The sequence below is a fragment of the Shewanella sp. Choline-02u-19 genome (assembly GCF_002836205.1).
GTDB lineage: Bacteria > Pseudomonadota > Gammaproteobacteria > Enterobacterales > Shewanellaceae > Shewanella.
On sequence record NZ_PJBE01000013.1, the window covers coordinates 373,714 to 398,860 of the forward strand.

Sequence of the window (25,147 nt, forward strand, 5' to 3'; positions counted from 1 at the left end):
AGTTAATTATGACTGAACCAACTCAATACGGTTTTTATGTAGACAGCACTAAGTGCAGTGGTTGTAAAGCGTGTCACGTGTCTTGTAAAGATCGTCAAAGCAATGAAATTCGTAACAATAGTAATCCAGAAGGCAATACCTTGCCTGCGCTAGACGGCGTAACTTGGCGTCGTGTGTATGAATACGGCGGCGGAGAATGGACTGAAGGTAACAACGGTTGTTTTGAGCAAAATGTATTTGCTTACTATATGTCTATTGGTTGTAACCATTGTTCTGAGCCTGTGTGTGTTAAAGCCTGTCCAACAGGTGCAATGCACAAGCGTCGTGAAGACGGTCTCGTCCACGTGGCACAAGACATCTGTATCGGTTGTGAAAGCTGTGCTCGTGCCTGTCCGTATGATGCGCCGCAAATTGACCGCGAACGCAAAGTCATGACTAAGTGTGATGGTTGTTATGAGCGTATCGCTGATGGTCGTAAGCCTGTGTGTGTTGAGTCTTGCCCACTGCGTGCACTCGACTTCGATACTATGGATAACTTACGTGCCAAATATGGCGAAGGCGATGGTCATATTGCACCACTGCCATCACCATCAATCACTTCTCCCAACCTGATCATCAAGGCTAACGTCAACGGTAGTCCGGCAGGTAGCGGTGAAGGCAGAATTTTAAACACGTCAGAAGTGTAAAATGGCCAGCGATTGGCGCCGAACTTTGGCGCTAATCGTTATGATTAAAGTCGAGTGAAATCAAAGCGACGGCCAATATGGGCGTTTAGTTTTAAAGGTGAACCATGTCTTCAAATACAGCGTCTATCAACACGGTTGATTTTATCGAGTACCAAGGCCTAGCGCGCATTTTGCACCACTGCCTTATTCGTTATCCAGAAGCCGAGCTAGTGCAGGGGCTAAAGGATTGTGATGTAGCAGGTAGCTGGCCAGTATTTGCTAACAATAAGCAAAATAGCCAAGGTCGCGAGGCTCTGACTACGTTTTTACAACAGTGGCAAAGTGATGACCATAGCGAACAGTTGATTGAGCTTAAGCTTGATTATGGACGGCTATTTTTTGGTCCTGGTGAGCCTAAAGCCGTACCGCAAGGTTCGGTATATCTCAGTGAAGCGCAGTTACTCAATGATCGTTCGACCACGGCGCTTATGGATTTCTATCGCGCACATGGCGTTGAGGTTGCGGTGGATTACCCACAACCAGTTGATCATATTGGGTTGTTCTTTGCCGTACTGGATCAAACCTTTGGTCGTCTTGAGCTTGAAGCCGATAACCAAGCCTTAATACGCTTTACCCAAGTCTTGCTACAACAGCATTTTCTACCTTGGGCTTATCGTTGTTTTGAGTTGGCTTTGGCGGATGCAAATACTGATTTTTATCGTGGTATTGCACTGCTCGGGAATGACTTCTTACTGCAGATGCAGCAAGATTTTCAACTGCTGCCAAAAGAGACACGCCTTTATCGTTAAATTGATCAAGACAAAAATAAAGCCCGCAGCTGAATAAGTTGCGGGCTTTTTTATGGATTAAAACCGGAGGGGGCAGATCACAACTTAACTGCCCATGTTGCGGTTAGATACACGTTTATCTGTACGCACTTGCTCTAACTGGCGATGAATGGTTTGCAGTAAGTTGCACAGCTGTTTGCTGTCAGCGGTTAATGTCGCATCAGTATCTTTGTTGATTAACGATTGGCTCCATTGGAATCCTATGGCGAGTACCAAGTGTTCTGACTGATTTAGTTCGCCTTGCTCAAGCTCTTTAATAAACAACAAACGACAAGCAGCGAATAAACAGTTGAGTGTGACCGAATCTGTCAGTGGCGTGTCATCACCACTTTCAAGCGCTGGTAACCATAGCGGCGCTCCCTCAGAAAAGGTCAATGCCGCAATCGTGTTGGTCACAGTGGTGAGTGACGTAGCACCACCAAAAAGTTGTTGTACAACCTCATTATGTTGCAATGTTAACCCTAAGCGATGCGCTAGAATTGATTTACTCCATTGCTGGCCAATAGAACGTATTAGAGTCATTTATTTCCTTTGCTACTTTTACACATCTCTGAGCTTATATCTGCCTGCACTCGCGAGGGTTACAGGTTGATGTAAGGGCAACACTGCCCATCATTAAGTGCTATTTAATGGGAGTGCAGTTTAATCAGCGTCGTGTTTAATGTTAGTCGGTTATTGTATCAATAAAGAGCGCTACTCAATGTGCTCGGCACTGCAAAAGCAGCGTGAAAGCGGCGCGATAACATCGTATTTCAGTATCACATTACACTGCTTTTTACGCCGAAGTGCTCATTCTAACGCACTCAATAACTGCCACGCTTCGAGGGTGGCATCATCAATTTCTAATAAATTATTTAGCTTGCTAAGTTTCTCCTAAGATTGCCGCTCTATTCTGCACTTTAACGGCATCCGACACGCGAGCATTCGTAATGAAGCAACCATTGTCCCCTTTTAGAACACTGTTCTTCTGTACTCTAATTTTTACAATATCTGGCTGTGCAACTTATCAAGCAAAGCCGCTCAATTTATCCCCTAAGCAACCCTTAAATATTAATGAACTTGTTTCATTGGCTCCAGCTGGTGCAGTTTCAATCGATGATGGTTTGAACCTTACCGAAATAGCCACCCTTGCGATATACGCGAATCCAATTCTTGAAATAAAGCGAGCGCAGTTAAAGGTATCGCAAGCACAGGTTTTTTCCGCTGGACTATTACCTGATCCACAATTATCAATGAGTTTAGATAAGCCCAATAGCAGTACCGCTGTCAATGCGTGGTCTGCAGGTCTCAATTTTGATACTACCTGGTTATTTACTCGCACAAGTGCATTAGATGCAGAAAAGTACTTCATGACACAAAATAAACTCAATCTACTGTGGGCAGAGTGGCAAGTTGTGCAACGCGTTCAAACCTTAACCATCCAATATAAATTGGAGCTGCAACAACTTGCCCTATTAAATAAAATACACGACTTGTATCAAGTACGATTTAATCAGTCTCAGCATGAATTAGCAGCGGGTAATCTTACTTTAGAAACCTATGGGCCGGATCTAACGGCGTTACTCGACATCAATGTACAGTTGAGCCAACTCGCGCAGAAACACAGTCAAACTCACCATGATTTCTGTCTAGAAATGGGTATCGACTCGAGTACCACGCTTAACATTAGTGATTTACCTAGCTTGAAAGTCGTGCCTAAAAATGTTGCAGATTCACTGCTCACAAACTTAGCTGGTAATCGCCCCGATCTTCTCGCCTTATCTGCAGGATATCAAGCACAAGAAAGTCGTTATCACCAAGCTATTTTAAAGCAATTCCCAGCACTGACAGCGGGGATCACTCACGCAAAAGATACCGGTGGTTTAGTCACTAATGGTATCGGCGTTGGGCTGAGCTTGCCGTTATTTAATGCTAACAAAGGCAATATCGCGATAGAAGAAGCGACTCGAGAGCAGTTAAGAATGGAGTTTAATGAGCGCATGACTCAATCACGTAATCAAGTCGAACAATTATTAGCATTGCAAAGCTTACTGGCAGAAGAACAGCAGTATCTGGATCAGCACATTCCCCCATTACAAGACATGGTTACTCAAGCACAAAAAGCGTTAAAAAATGGCGAAATCAGCTCTTTGACCATGCTCACAATAGAAACCAGTTTACTCAATAAACAGCTTGAACAACTGAGATTAAAACAAAGCATCTGGAATACCAGCATCTCACTTAATGCATTACTGGCGATACCGGCAGAAGTGACTTATTCAACACCTCAAAAATCAATGGAATCAATATAATGACGTTACTTTCTCCTTGGTCATCTTTTACCTGTCGATTAGCGATGGCAGCCGCACTTCTGCTCTGTGCTACGTCAAGTTATGCGCAAACTTCGGCAGCCGTGATCACCACTCCGGTTGCTGAGCAGAGTATCAGTGAGGTGATCACCGCTTATGGTTTGCTTATTCCTGATCCCGCTTATCTGATAAACATGTCTTTATCTCATGCGGGACAAGTCAATCAAGTTTGGGTCCGCAGTGGGCAGCGGGTTCAAAAAGGACAGAAACTGATTGAGTTGATTACGGCACCGGAAGCGAGAATGCAATATATTCAGGCTCAAAGTGCAGTTGAATTGGCTAAAAAGCAATTAGCCCGTAGCCAAAGATTATTAAAGTCTCAACTGGTCACTCAGGGAAACCTTGATTCGGCCTACAGTAACCTTAACGATGCTAAGGCGTCACTGAACGCTTTGAAACAAAAAAACGTTGATAAATCATTAGAAATACTAAGAGCACCAGTCGATGGGGTGATAACACAGCTCAGTGTTTCTCAAGGACAAAGAGTCTCAATAAATACCAATGCAGTACTCATCGCTGCGAATAATCGATTAATTGCCCAACTGGGTATTGAACCTAAACAGGTTAATCAACTGACGGTTAAGTTACCTGTGACCATCACAGCCGTTTTTGATAGTAAGAGTGAATCCGATAGTGAGATAAGTAATATTAACTCGATGCTAAACGTAAACACTCACCTAGTAGATATATTTAGTCACATACCAGAAGAACAATCTCATTTATTTGTATTGGGAGAGAACGTTAAAGCAAGCATTAGAGCTGAGACCCATGTCGGCTTAGTTGTGCCTAGAAGTGCGGTGTTAACGACAAATGGTAAAGCTTATGTGTTCAAAAACGTCAATAATATTGCGGTTAAAATAGGGGTGGAGGTTGGAGTTGAGCAGGAAAAACTAACCGAAGTTATTGGGGATTTAACCGTCGGGGATAACGTTGTTAGTACCGGAAATTACGTATTAACCGATGGTATGGCATTAAGAGGGGCTCTGTAATGACGGCAGCATCATGGGCAGCTTCACATAAGCGTTCGATTTTATTTTTTGTGTCATTTCTAACATTAGCCGGTCTTGCAACTTCGTTTATATCACCCGTGTCATTATTTCCTCATGTGGTATTCCCGCGGATTGTGGTGGCGATTGATGCCGGCGATCAGCCCGCTGACAAAATGTCTATTGCGGTCACGCGTCCTATAGAACAAGCGATTAGAGCCGTGCCAGGCGTGGTGAATTTACGCTCTACCTCGAGTCGAGGCAGTGCTGAGGTTTCGGTTAATTTCGAATGGGGGCAGGATATGGTATCTGCTCTTTTACAGGTAGATGCAGCCCTTAACCAAAGTCTTGCCACGCTGCCTGCAGGGGTTAAATTTAGTGTTAGGCGTATGGACCCGACTGTTTTTCCTATCGCGGCCTACAGTTTAACGTCTGACTCACTATCTTTAGTACAGCTTAAAGATATCGCTGACTTACAGTTAGTTCCTCTGCTGAGCTCCGTTTCCGGTATTGCTAAAATCGGCGTATTAGGTGGCCAGGAATCGGAATACCATATCGATGTTAATCCCGATAAATTAGCCGCTTACCAACTTAACTTTAATGATATTGCTCAAGCTGTATCCACTAATAATACTTTACAAGCGATAGGACGTTTAGAAGACCACTATAAGCTGTATTTACTGATGTCGGACTCCCGCTTAAAGGGCGAGCAAGCGATCAATAATATTGTTGTTAAGAGTCAAACTACGGGAAATATTTATCTAAAGGATGTCGCTAAAGTCAGTTTAGCGACTGCACCACAGTGGATTAAAGTGAATGCGGATGGTCATGAAGCCGTATTAGTGCAGGTTTACCAACAACCTCAGGGTAATTCTGTTCAGATAACGAAAGATATTAATCAAAAGTTGGCAGATTTTTCGGCGACGAATGCAAGCAGTTTAAAAATTGCCAATTGGTATGATCAAAGTCAGTTGGTCACGGAATCAGCCACCAGTGTTCGCGATGCTATTATCATTGGCGTACTGTTGGCTGGACTGGTACTGCTGATATTTCTTCGAAGCATCAAAATAACCCTTATTGCTATGATTATCGTGCCTGCCGTTCTGGCCAGTACGGTGCTATTGCTATGGTTGTTTGGTATGAGCTTTAACATCATGACATTAGGCGGTATGGCGGCGGCTGTAGGATTAATTGTCGATGATGCTATCGTGATGATTGAGCATATTATTCGACGACTCAGAGATGCTAAACCAGGCACCAACAAACTAGAAAACATTCAAAAAGCAGCCGTTGAGTTTACCAAACCATTGGTGGGCTCATCTTCGGCGACCATTGTTATTTTTATTCCTTTAGCTTTTCTTAGCGGTGTTACCGGCTCTTTCTTTAAAGCACTGTCACTGACAATGGCAAGTAGTCTACTGATATCATTTTTATTCACTTGGTTAATAGTGCCACTACTAGCAGAGTATTTTCTTACGGATAAAGATGTTGATAAAGAAGATATAGGGCCTATTTTTGCTCGGATCCAGCAAGCATATCGTCAACTAATGTCCCGTTTGATAAAGCGACCTTGGTTAATTAGCCTCGGTTTAGTTCCTTTGCTTTTCTGCGGCTTTCTGAGTTATCAAAATGTAGGCACTGGATTTATGCCTGCAATGGATGAAGGGGGCTTTGTACTCGACTATGTCTCTGCACCGGGAACCTCATTAACGGAATCTAATCGTTTGTTATTGCAAGTTGAAGATATCTTGCAAAAAAATCCAGCGGTAGAAACATACTCTAGACGAACAGGATTAGCACTCAGTGGCGGTTTAGTTGAAGCAAATGAAGGTGATTTCTTTGTCAGGTTAACGCCTTTCCCAAGACCGCCTATCGATCAGATTATGAGTGAGATCCGTCATCAGATTGATGATCAAGTGCCGGGGCTAGAGATCGAGATGGCGCTGTTAATGGAAGACGTTATTGGTGATTTAACCGCGGTTCCTCAACCGATTGAAATTAAATTGTATGGTAATAAACCTGAAGAATTAATGGCTTTAGCACCTAAAGTTGCAGATGCCATCAGCAATATCTCAGGAGTGGTCGATGTTAAAGATGGTATTGTACTTGCGGGTAATGCCGTCAATGTGATTGTTAATCGAGATAAGGCCATATTACAGGGGTTAACACCGGCAGAGGTTACCAGCCAATTGGATTCTTGGTTTAATGGACAAGTCGTAACCACCATCCAGCAAGGCATTAAACTTGTCGATGTGAGAGTTTGGGTGCCAGAAGGAGATAGAACTAATATTCTCAGCTTGGAGCAGTTTTGGTTAACCGCCCCTGACGGCCATCGATTGCAGCTCAAGCAAATTGCTAATGTAGTGATAGAGTCTGGACAGCCTCAGATCGTACGCGATAATCTAAAGAATATGGTGGCAGTAACGGGTCGTATTGATGGCAGAGATATGGGGTCAACGGTTGCAGAAATTAAGCTGTTACTCAATAATTCCCCGTTACTGCCAAAAGATGTTTATTTTGAGTTAGGGGGGTTATATCAGCAACAGCAAATTGCATTTAAAGGCTTAATCGCCGTTTTTGTTGCCGCTATAGCCTTAATATTTATACTGCTTCTTTATATGTATGAAACATTTTCTGCGGCGGTTGCCATTATTCTTACTCCGTTGTTGTCCATCTCGGCTGTATTTATTGGCCTATGGGTAACCAATACTGAGCTAAACATTACTGCAATGATGGGCATGACGATGATTGCGGGTATTGTTACGGAGATCTCTATATTCTACTTCTCTGAATATAAAGAATTAATAGCGAATGGTGTCGGCTCTGATCAAGCTATTATTCAAGCGGGTAGTAATAGACTTAGACCTATTTCAATGACGACTCTGGCAACTATTTTGGCCCTTATGCCACTCGCCTTAGCGATAGGACAAGGCTCTGCAATGCAGCAACCTTTAGCGATTGCTATTATTTCAGGCTTATTAGTGCAGATCCCGTTAGCGATAATTATTATGCCGATAACCTATCGAGCATTGTCATCTAAGTCTTATAAGTTATCTAAATCACCGAAGAAAATATAAGAAGGTAAAGCAGTGCGGATCTTACTTGTTGAAGACGATATTATGATTGGTGAAGCGATGCAGCAATCACTAATCGATGCGAGTTATGCTATAGACTGGGTAAACAATGGGCAAAGTGCATTAGATAGCCTAGCAACACATAATTATGACTGTGTGTTGCTAGACCTTGGCTTGCCCGGCCTCGATGGTTTAGTTGTTCTGGCTAAGATCCGCGAAAAATATAACCTCGCAGTGATCGTCATCACCGCGAGAGACACCTTAAAAAGTCGTATTGACGGGCTCGACTCTGGGGCTGATGATTACGTGATTAAACCTTTTGACATGAGTGAACTGTTAGCAAGGATGAGAGCGGTTATTCGACGTCGAAGTGGCAATTCAGTACCGACCTTAGAAAGTAGCCAGCTTATACTTAATCCTGCCACTAATGAGGTGAGTTTTACGCAGACGTACGCAGACAAAATGGATCTGCAATCCACTAGTATTCTTTTATCTAATCGAGAGTTTTCCCTACTTAGAGCATTATTGATGAGACCTGGCGCTATTTTATCTAAAGCTGATCTAGAGGAGAAAATTTATGGTTGGGGCAATGAAGTTGAGAGTAACGCGATTGAATATTTAATTCATTCACTGCGTAAAAAATTAGGTGCGATAACGATTAAAAATATTCGTGGTGTAGGATGGATGGTCTTAAAATAATGGCGATAGGTTCTTTAAAATATCAACTTTCCCTATGGCTGACAGTGAGCCTTATTACAGCGGCTGCGGGCATTGCGGGCTATACTTTTTTTAATACTTATCAAGAAGCTATTGAGTGGCAAGATGCAACATTAAAACAAGTATCAAAGCTATTTGATGCCGAGCATAAACCTAAACCCAACACCATCATCAAAACAAAGAGTGAAAAGGGCATGCCTGAGATCCTTGTTGCGATACGAGATATGCATCAAACCCAAGCGCTTACACTGCCTTTTAAAGATGTTTCTAAGCAACTCAATGACGGTTTGTATAATCTAACACTCGCTGAAAATGACTATCGAGTGCTAATTAGCTCATCGCTTGAAAGGCAGCAACTACTGGTTCTTCAAAAAACATCGGAGCGAGATGAGCTCGCATGGGAGATGGCTAGAGCCACCTTGTTACCCTTTATTGCTGTCATTCCTTTATTAATTTTAATCATGAACCTAATACTGCATAGCCGACTTAAACCCATTCAGTTAGCGGCGAAAGCGGTAGAGTCTAGCTACCGACACAATATTAAACCTATTTCACTTGAGGATCTGCCCACGGAGATTACCCCTTTCGTATCTGAAATTAATCACCTCATTGGCCGGTTGAAATCTTCGATAGAAGAGCAAGAAATATTCATTGCGAATGCGGCCCATGAGTTACGCTCACCGCTAACCGCATTATCACTCCAAGCTGAATGTATCGGAGATGAGAACCTTCCCGTAAAAGAGCTGCAACGTGTCAAAGCACTCAGGTTAGGTATTGCGCGTAGTCGCAAGCTACTAGAGCAGCTGCTAACACTTGCTAGAGTTCAAGGCAGTCATATTGTCGAACATCAGACCGCTAATATTGAAGCGGTGCTGAAGAGTGTTATCGAAGATCTTTACCCTATAGTCGATGAAAAAAATCTAGACTTGGGTATAGAAGGGGATCTAAACATCGACTGCCCACTCGATAAATTAGATCTATACACTTTATTCAAAAATCTACTCGATAATGCCATTCGCTATTCTCCTGAAGATGGCGTAATTGATATTCAAATAAGCCAACAGTCGGGTCAAACACAAATAACCGTCAGTGATAGTGGTATTGGTGTCACTCCTGAGCATCATGACAAGCTTCTTTCGCCATTTTATCGAGTTCAGGATAGTCAAAATACCAATATAGGCTCAGGGCTTGGCTTATCTATCGTTAATAGTATTGTTGAGAAACAAGGGGGGAGGATCAGCTTCGGTTATACCGACGAAGTTCAAGCCAAAGGATTTAAAATAAAAGTGTTATTAACATAACTCATGCTGTAACAAAACGGCCAAACGGCTCAGATGGCAGGGTACCTGACGATATTGAAGTGTATTGTGAGCGGATGAAAAGAGGATGTACTCAAACGCATCTTAAGGCGCATTGTTAGTGACTTACTTCAGCGTTAATAACTGAATAAGGGAGCTTAATCCCCTTATTCAGTTACCTTGAATTCAATGGCCAAAAAAGCGCTGATTAGATCACTTAATTATCGCTATTGGTATAACATCAAAAATGATTTTCCATAAATGCTTTGATGAGATTGATAAAGTCATCCTGCGCTAACTTAGCACACTTAAGTGTTTGTTCATGGGATAGAGCTACATCGCCAAGTCCTTCAGCCATATTAGTGATTGCACAGATAGCCAATACGGGAAGGCTACAGTGAGCTGCAGATATAACCTCAGGTACCACAGACATTCCGACGACGTCTCCGCCAATGATCTGCATCATGCGTATTTCGGCAGCGGTTTCGAAATTTGGTCCACTGTAAGAGACAAATACTCCTTCAGTGGCATTAATACCCTCTCTTTTTGCTACCGCCAATGCTTCCAGTCGTAAGGATTTGTCATAAGCATTCGCTAAGCTAAAAAAGCGTGGACCATAGGCATCATCATTACGTCCCGTCATAGGGGTGCCTGGCATGGTATTGATGTGGTCATTGAAAATAACGAGGGAGCCGACGTCGATAGTGTCGGGGCGTAAAGACCCTGCGGCATTCGTCACGATTAGCAATTCACAGCCTAAACGTTTAAAAGTACGCACCGGATTTGTCATGACTTTCATACTTTGGTGTTCGTAGTAATGGCCGCGGCCTTTCATGCAAACAACGTCTATACCATTCATTCGCCCTAAAACTAACTCGCCAGAGTGACCTTCGACAGTGCTGACAGGGAAACCATCAAGATCTTCATAGGCAATACAGACTCTGTCTTCCAGTTCGTCGGCAAAGCTCCCCAAGCCGGAGCCTAATATGAATGCAGCCTTGGGACTGAAATTTGGTTTAAGGGCTGAAATGGTGGCGAGTGCATTATCTACTGGATCTATCTTCATGGTTTGTTCCTTGCTGATTAATGATCTTAGGGGTAATTTACCCCAAGCTTTATTCTGAATTAATCACTAAATTCAGCGCTATTATCCTGATTTTGCGTATAATCTAAGCGGTCAAACATTGAGGTGTGGATAATGAACATTAATGAAAATGTATTAAGTGGGCGTATAACATTAAAAATGCTCCGCTATTTTTATGCGGTGTCTCAATGTATGCATTTTGGACAAGCGGCAGCACAGCTTAATATTTCAAAATCGCCCTTGAGTGCTCAAATTAAAGAGTTAGAGTCTGTGCTTGATGTGACCTTGTTTGAGCGTACAACCCGCCATGTTCAGCTCACGGATGTGGGTTTATTGCTGAAACAGGAATGCGGACTGTTATTCGAACTGTTTGGTGATTCGATAAACAAGGTGGCAAAGGCGGGACGAGCGTTAGATAACACGATTAATATAGGGTTAATGAGCTCGATATTCTGGGCTGGTTTCGGCACTGTTCTAAGAGAGTTCAAAAAGAGTTATCCGCAATATACCTTTAATTTTATTGAGTTATCACCGGAGAAGCAGAAGCAAGCGCTAATAAAGCATCGTATCGATATTGGATTGGCCCGATTTGCTGATACCCGTAACATTTATCCGTTGAGTGAAAGGCTGTTATACGCAGAACCAATGTGTGTTTTGGTCTCTGATGAGCATCCATTGAAAATGAACCAAAGTCTCAGTATGGATGATCTAATTAATGAAGAGTTTGTGTTTATGAATCGTACTAACTCTGCATCCACCGATATGATTATTGAGCGCCTTGTTGACAGTGGGTTTTACCCTAAGGTGACTCAGGAGGTCATTGAACCTACGACGTTAATGGCAGTGGTGGCGACGAGTACTATGGTGTCGATTGTTCCTCAAAGTTATCGTCAACATCAATGGCACAATGTGTGCTTTATTCCGTTGAAAGAGATGATTTTAGCTGATATTTACGCGATTTATGACAGCCGGAGTGAAAGAGAGTCCGTTAATGCATTTCTAGCCGAAGTTCCCGCTTTACTGAGCCTGCAAAATATCAATTAGCGAATGAATTCGAATGAGTGTTCAGAGCCATTAAGCCACAAGGGGTTGTAGCAAATACCTCATCGGTAAAAGTGGCTTTATGCATTCACAGAGACAGCGCCTCTCGCGTGTGTGGCTTACGTCAGAGTTTTCCAGTAACTGATTCCAAGCTAATTACTGGCTGTATTTAATGGGGTGTCTGCGAATAGGCTTATTAGTATAGCGGTGTACTTAATATCATTCTAACGTGCTCAGTAATTGGCGCACTTGGAGGCGGGTATCATCAATTTTTTCGACGACCTGCATAGCGCTGTTTTCATCGCTGGCGACACTCTCCCAGTTGAGTTGCCAATTGGCTTTTAACCTTTCTGTTGCCGCTTGAATTTCAGGTTCAGTAACAACACTCAGATCGGCAATTAAATTGACTTTTACCCAGCCTTTTCGCGGACTACCTTGAATGATATCTTGGTCATAATGGGCGGCGTAAATGATAGATTCAAGTTCTGAAAGCTGCAGTAACAGCTCGAAGCTGGCTGAGCGCACGTTGTTATTGTATTCAGTAATTTCCATGCGCCAAACGTTATAGCTAAAACCAACCAACGCAAACAACATACTAAACACTGCAGTGAGTTGAAAAATACTAATGGTCTCAGTGCCCGAGATAGATACTTTCATTTATTCATTCCAGCCAATGGTCTTAAGTTAACTTTAGACAAAGACACTGACAAACCACCATAAATTTCAACGTTGTTACTACACTGTAGTGATTTTCATCACAAATTGTATTTAAAAGACGTTAGCTTGAATGATTAACAGCAGTGGCTCGGTCTATGTATAAGCTGACTGAAAGCCATCAGCAGAGTCGCGTCTAACATGGCATATTGGAAAAGTAGGATTTAACGTGATTTTTTAACGCAGGGGCTAAAGAGGGTTATATGCATTTAATCACTAAAAACGTAGCGCAGCGATTCAGCCAGCTTGTCAATATTAGCGTGCTGTTGGTCAGTATGGTGTTGGCAGGCTTTGTATTATCTGCAGCGGTTCTAGCGGAAGAAGTAAAGCCGATGGCAGCCGATTTTTCGCTTAAAGATGCCAGCGGCCAGCTACATTCGTTAGCCGATTATAAAGGCAAACCACTAATCCTGCATTTTTGGGCGACTTGGTGTCCTTACTGCAAAAAGCTGCAACCGGGACTTGAGAAGATCAGGCAAAACAATCAACAGAGCGATCTGCAAGTGTTAGCCATTAGCTTTAACGAAGACGATGGCGCCAAACCTGCCGAGATGCTATTGGCCCGTGGTATTCAAATTCCTACACTGGTTGATGGTGAAAAAGCCGCTGCTGATTACGCGGTGGCGGGTACGCCCACAACCTTCTTTATCAATCGCTTAGGCGAAGTGGTATGGAAGACCAATATATCCGATCCCAATGATCGCAAACTGGTCGACGCGACTGAGTATATTCTGGCTAACTAGGGTTTTAGCAACGATTTAAAAGCTGGACACTTGGTATTTAGAAGTAAGAATAGTGGGCTTGTTCTTGAGCGTTAGAGTGAGAACAAAGCTGATAAGAAAAGGCGAGCACTAATGACAGTGCTCGCCTTTTTTGTATCAGTCAGTACTTTCAACAGGAACATTTGATACTGACTTTATTTTTACAGCCTTAGTTCGCTAACGATTAGATGATCATTAGTGTATTTGGCCGTGCACTTTATCAACGCCTGATGCGCTACCGATAGAGTGACAGGTTGAGCAAGACTCAGTGCCAGTAGCTTGCGCTGCTGACGTTGCTCCAAATACTGCGCCGCCAGATAAGATCATGTGGTTCAGCATGCTTTGCTCTGCCGCGGTAATCGTGACCGGGACTTGTGGAAACTCGCCATTATCATAACCAGGGCCATTGCTGCTCAAATCTCGCGTTAGCAGAGTGGTACCATCGGCATCGAGTACCACTTTACCGTCTGAACCGATAAGTCCTGGACCGACACTTAGATGACAAGAGGTACATACAAGAGCGATAGGGCTGGTGTATACCGCACCGTCGCGCACTAGGTTGTTACCGTCACTGAGTGAGGTTGTTGGTGCTCGTGTGATTGAAGCTCTGCTGTTTTGTGTCAAAGGTAAATCAATTTGATTATCATCATGGCACTGAGCACAATCGCTGATAGGTGCAGAGTAGAACTCGTTACGTCCTACCATATCAAAGTCATTCTCGGCATTAACAAAGCGAAAGTTTGAGTGGATTTTGTGTACTTCAAACTTCAAATCACTAGAACCACCAGTCCGTGGAGAATCTGCTGGTGAACGAGTGAATCGATTTGAGTTATGGCAAGCTTTACATTGCGACGGGTCATCTGAACGACGGCTGTCATGCTGAATAACTTGTTCATGGCACGAATCACACTTGTTAAAGTTAGCACCAAATTTAACTTCAAAATCAGGATTATAAGTTAATGTTGCGGCATCAAAGAAATTATTGATCACCGTCGAAGGTGTTGAGATTTTCTCTAGTGCTCTATTGTCTTCACAGTTGACCAATTCATTACGACTATCGACACACACTCCAGAAGAGATGAACGTCGTGAGAATATCGCCGCTAGTGAGTGCTTCACCCTGGTTAATATTCGAGTCTAGTGCAGTATCCCACTGGCAAATAATGTCGCCAGTCGTTGCGCCTGCTTGGCAAAGTGGGTTTTTATCTAATTCAAAAGAGTTGGGCGTGTTCTTCGCAACATGAGTTTCAAAACCAGCGCCGTTGTCCCAGTTTAGTAGCAGACGAACGCTATTTTTATACTGCAGGAACTCATCCGTTAGCGAAATACCATTGCCGTCTTTAGTGACGCGAACATGCACATCGTAGGCGGTTGCGCTACTTGCGGTTAGATGGGTGACTTCAAACTTCACCCCATAATCAATACCCGCTGCTTTCTTACCTAGCGCTGCTAACGTATGAACATTCTCAACAGACATCCCAGCGCCTTCACCATGACAAGATAAACAAGTGTCATTTTCAGCTGGGAACATGATGTGTTTTTCGCTGTTTGGCTTAGCCGTTAACATCGCTTCATTAAAGGCAATGTTATCGTGGCAAGATGAACAGGTTGCAACGGTAGGAATACTCTTCCAGTTACCGCCTTCAGAGGTAATGACACCTTGAAGATCAGGGTTCGACACTAAATCAGCATCATCTGCATGGCAGCCTGTACAGTTACGGATGTCTTGTGGGTAGTTAATACCGTCAATAGTCCCTTTGTTATTTAACACCCAGAGACCATCGTTTTCTGCAAAAATGGTTTCTTTGTCGCCGTTGCGAGTAAATAGGCTGTACTTGTTACCCACTTCAGCTAGCGTCGGCAGATCAATACCTTGGTGTATTTTATGCGCCATGACTTTTAAATCTAAACTTTCACCGCTGATAGGGTCGTTCGCGTCTGGGTTGTGACAAGTCACGCAGTTGTCGGTATCAATTCTATTACCACCGTGGAATGCAAGCTCAGTGTGGCAGCTATTACAGCTTTCAATGGCCACAATCTGGCGAGACTCACTGATGTCTCCACCTGCTGGTACCCAGTCAAATGTAGTGTTAGCCACTGGATAATTGTCAGACTTTCGAACTTCTAAACCGATTCGATGAGTCAGCGCTTCTTGCCACGCTATAGCTTCACCAGATATTGGGTCGGTTGTGCTCAATACATCGGCTGCGAACGTGTATTGATAACTACCATCCATTTTGTCTATCAATTCACCCTTGTCAGCTGTTGGTAAGCTGACATTACTCACATCAGGATACTGTGCACTATCAATATCGGTAGCCTTGCGCAGATAGCTGCTCCAGTCTGTTGTGTAACCGTCTTCATCTGGAATGAGTTTAGCGAGGGTGGTGCGGACATCAGTTATGCCAACCAATGCTCTGCCGTTTTGGTCTTCAGCTGTAAAAGTGAAAGTCAGTTTATCTGCTTCGAAGGTTGGTTGTGACATAGTCACGGTTAAACTTGCTGCAGTAGATACGGTATTACCACTACTGGGTGGCCCATCTTCTCCTGGCGCACCATCATTACCATCATTACAACCCACTAAAATGACTGCGGCGACGATAGCCGCAAGTACATTATATTTTCTTATTTTTTTAGACATTTAATCAATCCCACTATATTACCAATTATATGCTGCATCTATTTGGGTACCGCCTGCTTATGAGTGCTGGCATCTACTCAAATAGAATCAAGATAAAGTTACGGCTAATATTTTCCAGCATGGGTCGACTAATTTATAGATAACTAAAGTTCACCAGAATATAGGTTCTGATGATTATAATTATCTTTACTAATGTAACTTATTGATAGTGTTGGCTAATTCTTCTGCCCAAAGGGTGTAAATAAGAAGAGTTGCATGTAATGAATGTTCATTATTGTTAACTAGTTAACACTTAATCGTCGTGAATGTTGCTAGGTGAGCGGGTTGAGCGAGTTCAAGGCTCTCTATCCACGGCGATATGGCCGGACTGTTAACGCGGCTGAAGCGCATTTTTCGGTGAGATCCAGTGGTGAATCAGTGGGTTGAAATTATCAGTTTGAACGTTTTAATCTTGCTTTTTAACCGCCCATCGAACATTGAGGTTATTGTGTTTACCTAGTGAAAAAGACTAAAAAATAAACGTCAGCTATTCTAAAAGAATTACAAAGGAGTGTAATGAAGTGTAAAACGCCAAGACATGAATACAAACCTTATTTAGACTTTCGCGTCGACCTTTGCTGACGGGTCATTTAAAACATCATTATCATGGATTTAAATTTTATGAAAAAAGCATCGTTAACCTTAATATTGTTAATGCTCGCTGTAGGTTGTGATAGCGCCAAAGTCGATAAGGCTAAAGATAAATCAATATTTGTATCGAGCGCGTTGGTCGAAGTTCAAAGTATGAGTACACCTATAAAACTTGTGGGCACGCTGGTGGCAAAAGAGTCAGTGATTATCGCTTCAGAGGTTGATGGCCGTGTTGCCGAGATAAAGGTGACCGATAGCCAGCAAGTACAAAAAGGAGACCTGCTATTTACATTGATTGATCGTCAAGCTAAAGCCGAATTAGAAGAGGCGCAGGCTTATCTTAAAGATGAAAACCGTAAGCTAAAAGAGTTTAAACAACTTGGTGCAAAAGGCGGTGTTAGTGCCACGATTAGAGAAAGTCAGCAGGTAAGCGTTGATATTGCTCAAGCAAGGATGAATGCCGCAAAAGTGAATTACGATTATCATCGTATATTGGCGCCAATATCAGGGGTTTTGGGTTTGGTTAATATTACTCAAGGGCAAAGGCTCATCAAAGATACCCCGGTTATGACGTTGGACAATACCGCGTTAATGCAGCTTGATTTGAATATTCCTGAAAAGTACATTTCAAAACTGGCCAAAGGGCAAACTATCACCACCAAAGTCAGTGCTTGGGGGGAAGATGTTTTTGAAGGGAAAGTAGCAGCCATTGACTCTCGAGTGCAACCACAAAGCCTTGATATAAAAATACGCGTCGGCATTACCAATGTGGACCGTAAACTCAAACCCGGCATGTTGGCACATGCGAAGCTTAAATTCCCAGCATCGAGTTATACCGTTGTGCCCTTGCAAGCAATTGAATATGCCGGTGAGAAAACATTTGTCTATGTTATCGATGAAAACTGGCGAGCCCATCAAACTGAAGTAGTACTCGGGGAACAGATAGCCGAGCAAGTGGTGGTGAGTGAAGGGTTAGCATCTGGGCAACGCATTGTTATTGAGGGGCTGGTGAATATTAGTGATAAAGATGTCGTCAAAGAAGCGCCTGCTTTTAGTCGTGAGGCTGCCCAATAATGTTGATTTCAGATACCAGTGTAGAGCGTCCTGTTATCGCAATAGTGTTAAGTATTTTATTAACACTCTTTGGCATAGTGGCTTTTTTTAAGCTTCCAGTCACTGAAATGCCCAATATGGTGAGTCCCATAGCAACGATAAGCACTAAATACAAAGGGGCATCAGCGGTCATTATTGAAAGCCAAGTGACCGCTAAAATAGAGGCTCAGTTAACCGGGATTAGCGGTGTTAAAGACATCACTTCGGTCAGTAAAAATGGTGCATCCAGCATCACCGTCGAATTTGAAACGGGTGCTAATATTAATGACAGCGTCAGTGACATTCGAGATGCTATTTCCAGAGCGAAAGGATCATTACCCGATGACGCCGATGAGCCAACGGTATCGAAAGACGATGGCACCGGGGAGCCAGCGTTATATATTAATGTGAGTTCATCAGCGATGAATCGCACTCAGCTTACCGATTATGTCAGCCAAAACATTGAAGATAGATTCAACATTATTAGTGGCGTAAGTGCCGTTGATGTTGCTGGTGGCTTATATAAAGTCATGTTTATAAAGCTTAACTCTGAGAAAATGGCTGGCCATAAAGTCACGACTACCGATATTCTTAGCGCGTTACGGGCTGAAAACTTAGAGAGTCCCGCTGGCGAGATAAGAAACAATTCGATTGTTATGCCAGTGCGCACAGAGCGGCGCTACGATGCCGAAAGGGATTTTAGGTATTTAGTGATTGGGAAATCGGCAACGGGAGTGGCCATTTATCTGAATCAAGTGGCAGAGGTTAAGCTACAAGCTGAAAGTGAAAACTCAAGTTACAGGAGTAATGGCGTCTCCAGTGTCAGTTTAGCGATTGTTCCACAGGCCGATGCAAATCCACTCGATCTCTCTAGCCGCATTCATGCTGAAGTGGATAAAATCCAACAGTTTCTGCCCAAAGGCACGCAAGTGGTGGTGGATTATGATGCCACCGTCTTTATCGACCGCTCAATAAGTGAGGTCTATAAAACCCTGTTCATGACCTGCGCTCTGGTTATCTTGGTGCTGTATCTCTTTATTGGTCAAGCAAGAGCAACATTAATCCCCGCTGTAACAGTACCGGTTTCCCTTATCGCAACGTTTATCTTCGCAAGTTACTTAGGCTTTACCATCAACCTGTTAACCTTGCTGGCACTTATCTTGGCTATTGGGCTGGTGGTCGATGATGCGATTGTGGTGGTTGAGAATATTTATCATCATATTCAACGAGGGAAGCCACCGCTGCTAGCAGCCTTTGAAGGTACTCGGGAAGTGGGCTTTGCAGTACTGGCGACCACGTTTGTACTGGTGATGGTGTTTCTGCCCATCGCGATGATGGACGGCATGATAGGGCGTTTGTTTACCGAATTTTCGGTGATGATAGCGGTCTCGGTGATGTTCTCGACGCTCATCGCATTGACGTTGACCCCGGTGCTCGGAGCCAAATTACTCACTAAAAAGCAAAAACACAACGCCATTAATACCTACGTTGAACGCTTACTCGGTGCACTCGAAACTCGCTATCGACAACTGCTAACACTGAGCCTTAAGTACCGTTTTGTTGCGCCAGCGATTATCATCGCTTGTTTAGCTGGCAGTTACTTTGTCGTGACTCAGCTTTCTTCTCAGCTTATGCCACAAGAAGATCGAGGCGTCATAATGGTTAAGGTTAATGGCGCGGAAGGGACCAGTTTTTCGCGTATGTCAGAGAATATGCAAAAAGTTGAAACGCGGCTTATGGCGATGTTGAAAAATGGCAGCCTGAAGTCCTTAAGCATACAAACCCCGATCTCTGGCGGTAAAAATGGTGACCAATATGGTTTAGCCATTCTGCAATTGAAAGATTGGGATCTGCGTGATGAAAATGCACAAACCATTTTGAAAAAAGTGAAGCTGCAACTGGCTGGTATTCCAGACGTCAGAATTAGACCTAAACTTCCAGGCTTTAAAGGCGGTTCAAAAGAGCCTGTGCAAATAGCCCTTAGCGGTAGCGATTACAGCGAGCTTAATAAGTGGGCTAAAGTGATGCAATCTAAGATGGATGAAAGTCCATTGATGACGGGGTCTTTAGTCGACTATTCAGAGAAAACTCCCGAAATGGTGGTAAAAGTTGACCGCAGACGTGCTGCTGAACTCGGAATCAGCGTGTCTGAAGTGTCTGATACGCTTAATGTAATGTTAGGTGGCAAGACAGAAACGACCTATGTAGAAAACGGTGAAGAGTACGATGTTTTTGTACGAGGTGATGAAGCGCAGTTTAACTCGAGCAGTGACTTAACCAGTATTTTTATGCGCACCGCCTCGGGCGATCTCGTGTCGGTAGATACATTCTGCAAGGTTAATCGAGTCGCCTCGGCGCAAAAACTGACCCACATCAGCAAGCGCAAATCCGTTGTCGTCAGAGCTAACTTAGTCGAAGGGGCAACGCTAGGAGAAGCGTTAAGCAGTCTTGAACAAGTTGCTATCACGGTATTGCCGCAAAATATTAGCTTTAGTTACGCAGGTGAATCTAAAGAGTTTATCGACAATCAAAGCAGTACCTTTATTATCTTTGTATTAGCACTGCTAGTCGCATATTTAGTGATGGCAGCACAGTTTGAGAGTTTTATTAATCCCTTCGTGGTGATGTTGACGGTGCCGACGGGATTATTTGGTGCAGTGTTAGGTATTTGGTTAATGGGAGAAAGCATTAATATTTACAGCCAGATTGGCATCATCATGCTAATTGGTATGGTAACCAAAAACGGTATTCTTATTGTCGAATTTATTGGTCAATTAAGGGATAAAGGAGTGTCATTCGATGATGCTATTATCGACGGTGCTAGCCGACGACTACGACCTATCATGATGACCGCCTTTACCACGTTAGCGGGGGCTTTACCGTTATTGCTATCCAGTGGTGCAGGCGCTGAAAGTCGAGTCTCTGTCGGAGTGGTGGTCTTTTTCGGCATGGGATTCTCAACGCTGGTGACTTTAGTGGTGATACCGACGATGTATAAACTGCTTTGCCGTTCAACTCAGTCTCCTGGAACCATTAAAAAGCAGCTGCAACAGCTAAGGAACAGTGCTGCTTAGTGGGTTTTAATATAAATAGTACCGTTGGGCAAAACTATTAGATCTGAGCTCGTATAATAAGCTTTGCAACTCATCAACTGCAGAGTCAACAATAGAACTGAGCGGTATTAGCCAGCGGTTGGATATTAAAGCTCATCCATTGAGCGAGTTGTCTCTGCATAATGTAGTCCTAAAAAAGGGGGGATAAGCTCCCCCTCTTCGCTATATTTTCTCGTCAGCATGGCTTGTTGGCTTTTTATCGGATAAATAATCGATATTTGGCGTTAGTTAGATATTGACTTGATGAATTGGTTTTCCATTAACGCGAATGAATACTCTTAAAATTAAGTCATTTAATGATGCAAACTACGAGATAGAAATAACAATAGATGTCTTAGTTGTTTTTTGATCCGCGACTATACTTATACCCGTTCTACTTGAAAATGCTCGTTTCAGAGGTGTTGTGCCAATTCAATTCTAGGCGCATTAACGTAGAAATGGTGATTTCCTTTTAAGTTAATGCAACAACGAAGTGGGCTTGCACAACGCCTTCTTTGATGGGTTTTAATGGCCTTTACTCTGTGTTATTGATTTTACCAAGGGAGCGACCATTAGTGGCAATTAATGCAAGCACCAAGGATGGTGTGAATGTCAGTTATGCAGGAGCAATAACTGACATTGATCAAAGCCCATTAAATGCCCACTGAATCCTGCAGTTTCAGGAGAACGGGGATATAGACTAAAGAAGAGAAAATATTGATGATTCTATATTAACAATGAATTAAGACTACACATTAAGGGATTAAATGATGCTAGGCCACACTAACAACTTCAGGCTCTTGGGTAGCTTATTAGTGTTAACTGTATTGAGTTGTTACTTTTACTATTTAATGGAATGGTTATTCTTCCTCTCTAGACCCTCCATGTTGAGTTATTTGACGGTCCCTGAAAACTTAGCCTTACTCTTCAATGCTCCTTTGACAATGATATTTATTGCTTTACCCGCTGTCAGCATTATGAGCTTATTACCTGCTGTATTACCTATCAAAAAGGGAGTTATTAAGGTTATTATAGACAAGTTCCCCTATGTTACCCCAGCAGTTATCCTGACCTGTACAGCATTTTTAATGCTAGAAAACTTCTCCTATACCATGTTTGGTATCGCCTCTCATTCTGCCTCTACATTAGCGTCTCAGGGATACTATTGGATTATTATTACGTTATTTTTAATTTACGCTATTGGTAAACTCGCTAATGGAAACTCCAATGGCGGAATAATCACTCGACATATAAGGTCGCTATTTACGTTAATGGCAGTACTGCTAGGTATCTCATCTGTGTCGCTAGCAGTATCTTATCATCAACCATTATCAACAGAATATGAAGTGCACCTTCCTCCAATAAAGGATGATTTACCCAATATTATCTTCTTTGCTGCCGACGGCGTAAATAGCACGAATATGTCCATTTATGGTTATGAACGGGTAACGACACCCTTCATGGACAGTATCGCTCATGAGAGTCTTGTCTATATGAATCATTGGACTAACTCAGCCAAAACAACGGGTGCTGTAGGTTCGCTATTAAGTGGTAAATATCCAACTCGTACCAAGGTTATTTTTAGACCAGATACTTTTTCCGGGAAAGATATGTTTCAGCACTTTCCAAGGGTACTGAGAGGGTTAGGTTATTATAATATTGATATCAGCTTGAGGCATTATATTGATCCTGAAGATCTCAAAATGCGTAACGCGTTTGATTACGCTAATAATAGGTTACTGGATAATAGAGACTCTGTGGTTAAAAATTTCTTTCTTTCACGTTGGCCTACTTCGGTTCAGTTTTTCGAAGACAACTGGCAGCGGCTTTATCAACGCTTGGCACATTTAAGTGGCTATACGTCTATGGTTAATCCACATAAACTGGTTAATCAAGGCGAAAAAGTGCCAGACCATAGATCAGATATTGATCGTATGGACCAATTAAAGTATCAGATATTACATGCTCCAAAACCATTTTTCGCCAACGTTCACTTACTCGGTCCACATGGGAAAAAGTTTGATTATGAGAAGCCTGTTTTTACCAAAACGAAGGAACAACCTAACCGTTGGATGGTTGACCATTATGACAATGCGATCTATCAATGGGATGCTTATAGCCGAGAAATATACCAACTGTTAGATGAGCTGGGTGAGCTGGATAATACTTTGCTGATATTCAGCAGCGATCATGGTAAACGGCATAAAGTAAATGAAACTTTACCCTTAATCATACGTTTCCCAAATCAAGAACATACCGGTTCAGTGAAACAAGCATCGCAAAGAATGGATATAGCACCAACGGTCTTATCTTTTCTAGGTGTCACGCCGCCAGAGTGGATGGACGGCCATAGCCTGTTATCACGGAGTAAAGAAGTCTATCCAATATTTATCGTGAATTCTTCTAAGCAGCAATTAATCAATGCGGGGGAGTGGAAGGTTTCAGCTAATTTAGTGCCACCTTTTTACTCTCTGGGGACTATGTCTATGGCATATTGTGGAATGTTGTACTCTATGGATATTAACAATATTAACCACATTTTACTTTCCCAAGAAAGGGTTCACGCCAAAACTGCCACATGTCCTGCAACCGATCTTGAACCAGAGTTAGCGTATGACATGATATTCACGCATCTCAAGGATATGGGTTACGATGTAGGTCAACTTAATTTTTAATTTCGCTTAAGGCAATACAGCATGCGATTTGAATCAGGCACTTTGTCTTTACTCGTGACGGTAAAGTAGCCCTGCAACGCTTGCTCAAAACCTTGCTCATGATAGTCTGGGAAAATGTCCTCTCGGGTTGATAGCAGATGCTCGACCTGAGAGTCAGTCTTGGGGACAAATTCGATAATCAAACAATCAGTGACTAAGTTGTGTAGTAAGGTAATAATTTTATTAAGTGGTACGTTATTGCTTATCGCTAGGTGATGTATCAAGGCTAAAGCGATAATTACGTCGAATTTTTCACGGTACACAAACGAGCTTCGCTCCTCATTACCCCAACCAATCGAGGGGGACGGGTTAAACAGATCTAACACCACCGGCAGTAGTTTAGTGTCGCCTTCAGCCCTTGCCTTGAGATAATTCCGTTCAACTGCTAGTTCATCAAAGTCGAACGACACAACCCTGTGTGAATATTGACTCGCCAGGCGGCTAAAATGCCCATTGTTGGCACCAAGGTCGCCTAATAAGGATACCTTTTTTCCGAGATTTTTAAGGTAGCTTTCAATAAGGTCCTGCTTACCTTGCATTGACGTTTTGGAGTAGTTGGTATGGTCATAATAGTCACCCCATTCGGTATTAGCCGATGACCATCGCAAGCCTTCGACATAAGACTTCAAATTAGTGATGAGTGCCCCAAGTTTGGTGATGTCCATTTTCGAATTCACTTTCGCCATACGCTGGCTACCATCGTCTCCACTCGCGCTATAGTGAGATTGCATTTTTGAATGCAGATGAATATGTGACAAAGTATTGAAGCTAAACCAAGTGCACAATGGCAGTAAGCGGCTGGCCAAATCGAGTGGTATTCCGTCGATGAAGAGTTCAGCCATACGGCCCAATCGATGATCACAGTATTTCTTCAACAACAAAGGCGCCAAAAAATGTTGGCAAAACTGACGGTATGCGGCCCAAGGCCCTTGCTTGTACTGGGTAAATGAAAGAGTGTCGATAAGAATCGGTCTACCTTCGTAAAACTGAATGTTAAACGCACTGGCATCTTTGAGTGTAAAACCAAAATCTAAGGCTAATAATTGAATATTTAAGGTCAACTTAGCAGCATCCTGGAGCTGACTAAAACTCCACTCATATGGGTAGGTAAGATAAGGGATCAGAACAGGTTTAATGACTTTATGCACGTTATCCCTGCAATGCTCATCAAGGTTCACCTCTTCATGGTCAACGATATACCCTTTATTGACGAGTGCTTGATGCAGGCCACTGTCAACATAAGCATCAAACTCCTCTTTATATGATGAGTTAACTTGTCGATACAAACTACCTTGCTTGCTGAAGATAAAACCACTGTTATCTCGGAACGAAGCGCTATGTACCTCTATACCATCCATAAAAAGTAACTCACTATTTAATAAGATAAATAATCTGATACCCACAACTATAGTTCATTTGCAATTTGCTCAATGGTAAATGTCT

17 protein-coding genes are annotated in these 25,147 nt (G+C 42.8%); 12 read left to right on the top strand and 5 right to left on the bottom strand.

Annotated elements, in window-relative coordinates; all coding sequences use genetic code 11:
* Nucleotides 1–8: 8 nt before the first annotated feature.
* On the top strand, nt 9–686 hold the full coding sequence (locus tag CXF83_RS08340; RefSeq protein WP_101092811.1) for a DMSO/selenate family reductase complex B subunit: 678 nt from the start codon (nt 9–11) through the stop codon (nt 684–686).
* A gap of 104 nt (nt 687–790) precedes the next feature.
* Nucleotides 791–1,474: a TorD/DmsD family molecular chaperone gene (locus CXF83_RS08345; RefSeq protein ID WP_101092813.1), complete on the top strand. Its 684-nt coding sequence runs from the start codon at nt 791–793 to the stop codon at nt 1,472–1,474.
* An 84-nt stretch (nt 1,475–1,558) separates the two neighbouring features.
* Here CXF83_RS08345 and CXF83_RS08350 read toward each other — a convergent pair whose 3' ends face one another.
* Complete coding sequence (locus CXF83_RS08350; RefSeq protein ID WP_101092815.1) at nt 1,559–2,035, bottom strand: hypothetical protein; 477 nt, start codon at nt 2,033–2,035, stop codon at nt 1,559–1,561.
* A gap of 407 nt (nt 2,036–2,442) precedes the next feature.
* Here CXF83_RS08350 and CXF83_RS08355 point away from each other — a divergent pair, with 407 nt between their 5' ends.
* Genes CXF83_RS08355 through CXF83_RS08375 form a run of 5 tightly spaced genes read left to right on the top strand, consistent with a single transcriptional unit; the run spans nt 2,443 to nt 9,939 of the window.
* Entirely contained in the window at nt 2,443–3,804 is a 1,362-nt protein-coding gene (locus CXF83_RS08355; protein ID WP_101092817.1) for a TolC family protein, read from the top strand.
* Entirely contained in the window at nt 3,804–4,850 is a 1,047-nt protein-coding gene (locus tag CXF83_RS08360; protein WP_101092819.1) for an efflux RND transporter periplasmic adaptor subunit, read from the top strand. Before CXF83_RS08355 ends, CXF83_RS08360 begins: the two co-directional genes overlap by 1 nt.
* Nucleotides 4,850–7,924: an efflux RND transporter permease subunit gene (locus CXF83_RS08365; protein WP_101092821.1), complete on the top strand. Its 3,075-nt coding sequence runs from the start codon at nt 4,850–4,852 to the stop codon at nt 7,922–7,924. Before CXF83_RS08360 ends, CXF83_RS08365 begins: the two co-directional genes overlap by 1 nt.
* Before the next feature lie 12 nt (nt 7,925–7,936).
* Nucleotides 7,937–8,620: a response regulator gene (locus tag CXF83_RS08370; RefSeq protein ID WP_101092823.1), complete on the top strand. Its 684-nt coding sequence runs from the start codon at nt 7,937–7,939 to the stop codon at nt 8,618–8,620.
* Nucleotides 8,620–9,939: a sensor histidine kinase gene (locus CXF83_RS08375; RefSeq protein ID WP_180961078.1), complete on the top strand. Its 1,320-nt coding sequence runs from the start codon at nt 8,620–8,622 to the stop codon at nt 9,937–9,939. Before CXF83_RS08370 ends, CXF83_RS08375 begins: the two co-directional genes overlap by 1 nt.
* A gap of 238 nt (nt 9,940–10,177) precedes the next feature.
* Here CXF83_RS08375 and xapA read toward each other — a convergent pair whose 3' ends face one another.
* Nucleotides 10,178–11,002 (bottom strand): xanthosine phosphorylase, encoded by an 825-nt coding sequence (gene xapA / locus CXF83_RS08380; protein WP_101092827.1) that lies wholly within the window; start codon nt 11,000–11,002, stop codon nt 10,178–10,180.
* 132 nt (nt 11,003–11,134) lie between these two features.
* Between xapA and CXF83_RS08385 the strand changes: the two genes are divergently transcribed.
* Nucleotides 11,135–12,064 (top strand): LysR family transcriptional regulator, encoded by a 930-nt coding sequence (locus CXF83_RS08385; protein WP_101092829.1) that lies wholly within the window; start codon nt 11,135–11,137, stop codon nt 12,062–12,064.
* 216 nt (nt 12,065–12,280) lie between these two features.
* Here CXF83_RS08385 and CXF83_RS08390 read toward each other — a convergent pair whose 3' ends face one another.
* Nucleotides 12,281–12,718, bottom strand: a complete 438-nt coding sequence (locus CXF83_RS08390; RefSeq protein ID WP_101092831.1) for a hypothetical protein — start codon at nt 12,716–12,718, stop codon at nt 12,281–12,283.
* Between the two features lie 260 nt (nt 12,719–12,978).
* On the opposite strand from CXF83_RS08390, the gene CXF83_RS08395 reads away from it, so the two are divergent.
* The gene (locus CXF83_RS08395; protein ID WP_232775075.1) at nt 12,979–13,518 is read left to right on the top strand and encodes a TlpA disulfide reductase family protein; all 540 of its coding nucleotides are present in this window, start codon (nt 12,979–12,981) and stop codon (nt 13,516–13,518) included.
* 213 nt (nt 13,519–13,731) lie between these two features.
* Here CXF83_RS08395 and CXF83_RS08400 read toward each other — a convergent pair whose 3' ends face one another.
* Nucleotides 13,732–16,176 (bottom strand): OmcA/MtrC family decaheme c-type cytochrome, encoded by a 2,445-nt coding sequence (locus CXF83_RS08400; protein ID WP_101092833.1) that lies wholly within the window; start codon nt 16,174–16,176, stop codon nt 13,732–13,734.
* 660 nt (nt 16,177–16,836) lie between these two features.
* On the opposite strand from CXF83_RS08400, the gene CXF83_RS08405 reads away from it, so the two are divergent.
* The 3 genes from CXF83_RS08405 (at nt 16,837) to CXF83_RS08415 (ending at nt 23,665) form a co-directional block, all read left to right on the top strand.
* Nucleotides 16,837–17,880, top strand: a complete 1,044-nt coding sequence (locus tag CXF83_RS08405; protein WP_157822938.1) for an efflux RND transporter periplasmic adaptor subunit — start codon at nt 16,837–16,839, stop codon at nt 17,878–17,880.
* On the top strand, nt 17,880–20,972 hold the full coding sequence (locus CXF83_RS08410; RefSeq protein WP_101092837.1) for an efflux RND transporter permease subunit: 3,093 nt from the start codon (nt 17,880–17,882) through the stop codon (nt 20,970–20,972). The genes CXF83_RS08405 and CXF83_RS08410 overlap by 1 nt, the downstream gene beginning before the upstream one ends.
* 785 nt (nt 20,973–21,757) lie before the next feature.
* Complete coding sequence (locus tag CXF83_RS08415; RefSeq protein ID WP_232775076.1) at nt 21,758–23,665, top strand: sulfatase-like hydrolase/transferase; 1,908 nt, start codon at nt 21,758–21,760, stop codon at nt 23,663–23,665.
* Here the strand turns inward: CXF83_RS08415 and CXF83_RS08420 are convergent.
* On the bottom strand, nt 23,662–25,062 hold the full coding sequence (locus CXF83_RS08420) for a class I SAM-dependent methyltransferase (protein WP_101092887.1): 1,401 nt from the start codon (nt 25,060–25,062) through the stop codon (nt 23,662–23,664). The two genes, CXF83_RS08415 and CXF83_RS08420, sit on opposite strands and share 4 nt — an antisense overlap.
* Nucleotides 25,063–25,147: the final 85 nt, after the last annotated feature.

Coding starts and splice junctions, on each gene's coding strand:
- CXF83_RS08395 (WP_232775075.1), top strand. CDS start 12,979: ATGCATTTAATCACTAAAAACGTAGCGCAGCGATTCAGCCAGCTTGTC.
- CXF83_RS08390 (WP_101092831.1), bottom strand. CDS start 12,718: ATGAAAGTATCTATCTCGGGCACTGAGACCATTAGTATTTTTCAACTC.
- CXF83_RS08415 (WP_232775076.1), top strand. CDS start 21,758: ATGATGCTAGGCCACACTAACAACTTCAGGCTCTTGGGTAGCTTATTA.
- CXF83_RS08400 (WP_101092833.1), bottom strand. CDS start 16,176: ATGTCTAAAAAAATAAGAAAATATAATGTACTTGCGGCTATCGTCGCC.
- CXF83_RS08420 (WP_101092887.1), bottom strand. CDS start 25,062: ATGGATGGTATAGAGGTACATAGCGCTTCGTTCCGAGATAACAGTGGT.
- CXF83_RS08350 (WP_101092815.1), bottom strand. CDS start 2,035: ATGACTCTAATACGTTCTATTGGCCAGCAATGGAGTAAATCAATTCTA.
- xapA (WP_101092827.1), bottom strand. CDS start 11,002: ATGAAGATAGATCCAGTAGATAATGCACTCGCCACCATTTCAGCCCTT.
- CXF83_RS08340 (WP_101092811.1), top strand. CDS start 9: ATGACTGAACCAACTCAATACGGTTTTTATGTAGACAGCACTAAGTGC.
- CXF83_RS08365 (WP_101092821.1), top strand. CDS start 4,850: ATGACGGCAGCATCATGGGCAGCTTCACATAAGCGTTCGATTTTATTT.
- CXF83_RS08410 (WP_101092837.1), top strand. CDS start 17,880: ATGTTGATTTCAGATACCAGTGTAGAGCGTCCTGTTATCGCAATAGTG.
- CXF83_RS08385 (WP_101092829.1), top strand. CDS start 11,135: ATGAACATTAATGAAAATGTATTAAGTGGGCGTATAACATTAAAAATG.
- CXF83_RS08360 (WP_101092819.1), top strand. CDS start 3,804: ATGACGTTACTTTCTCCTTGGTCATCTTTTACCTGTCGATTAGCGATG.
- CXF83_RS08355 (WP_101092817.1), top strand. CDS start 2,443: ATGAAGCAACCATTGTCCCCTTTTAGAACACTGTTCTTCTGTACTCTA.
- CXF83_RS08405 (WP_157822938.1), top strand. CDS start 16,837: ATGAAAAAAGCATCGTTAACCTTAATATTGTTAATGCTCGCTGTAGGT.
- CXF83_RS08375 (WP_180961078.1), top strand. CDS start 8,620: ATGGCGATAGGTTCTTTAAAATATCAACTTTCCCTATGGCTGACAGTG.
- CXF83_RS08345 (WP_101092813.1), top strand. CDS start 791: ATGTCTTCAAATACAGCGTCTATCAACACGGTTGATTTTATCGAGTAC.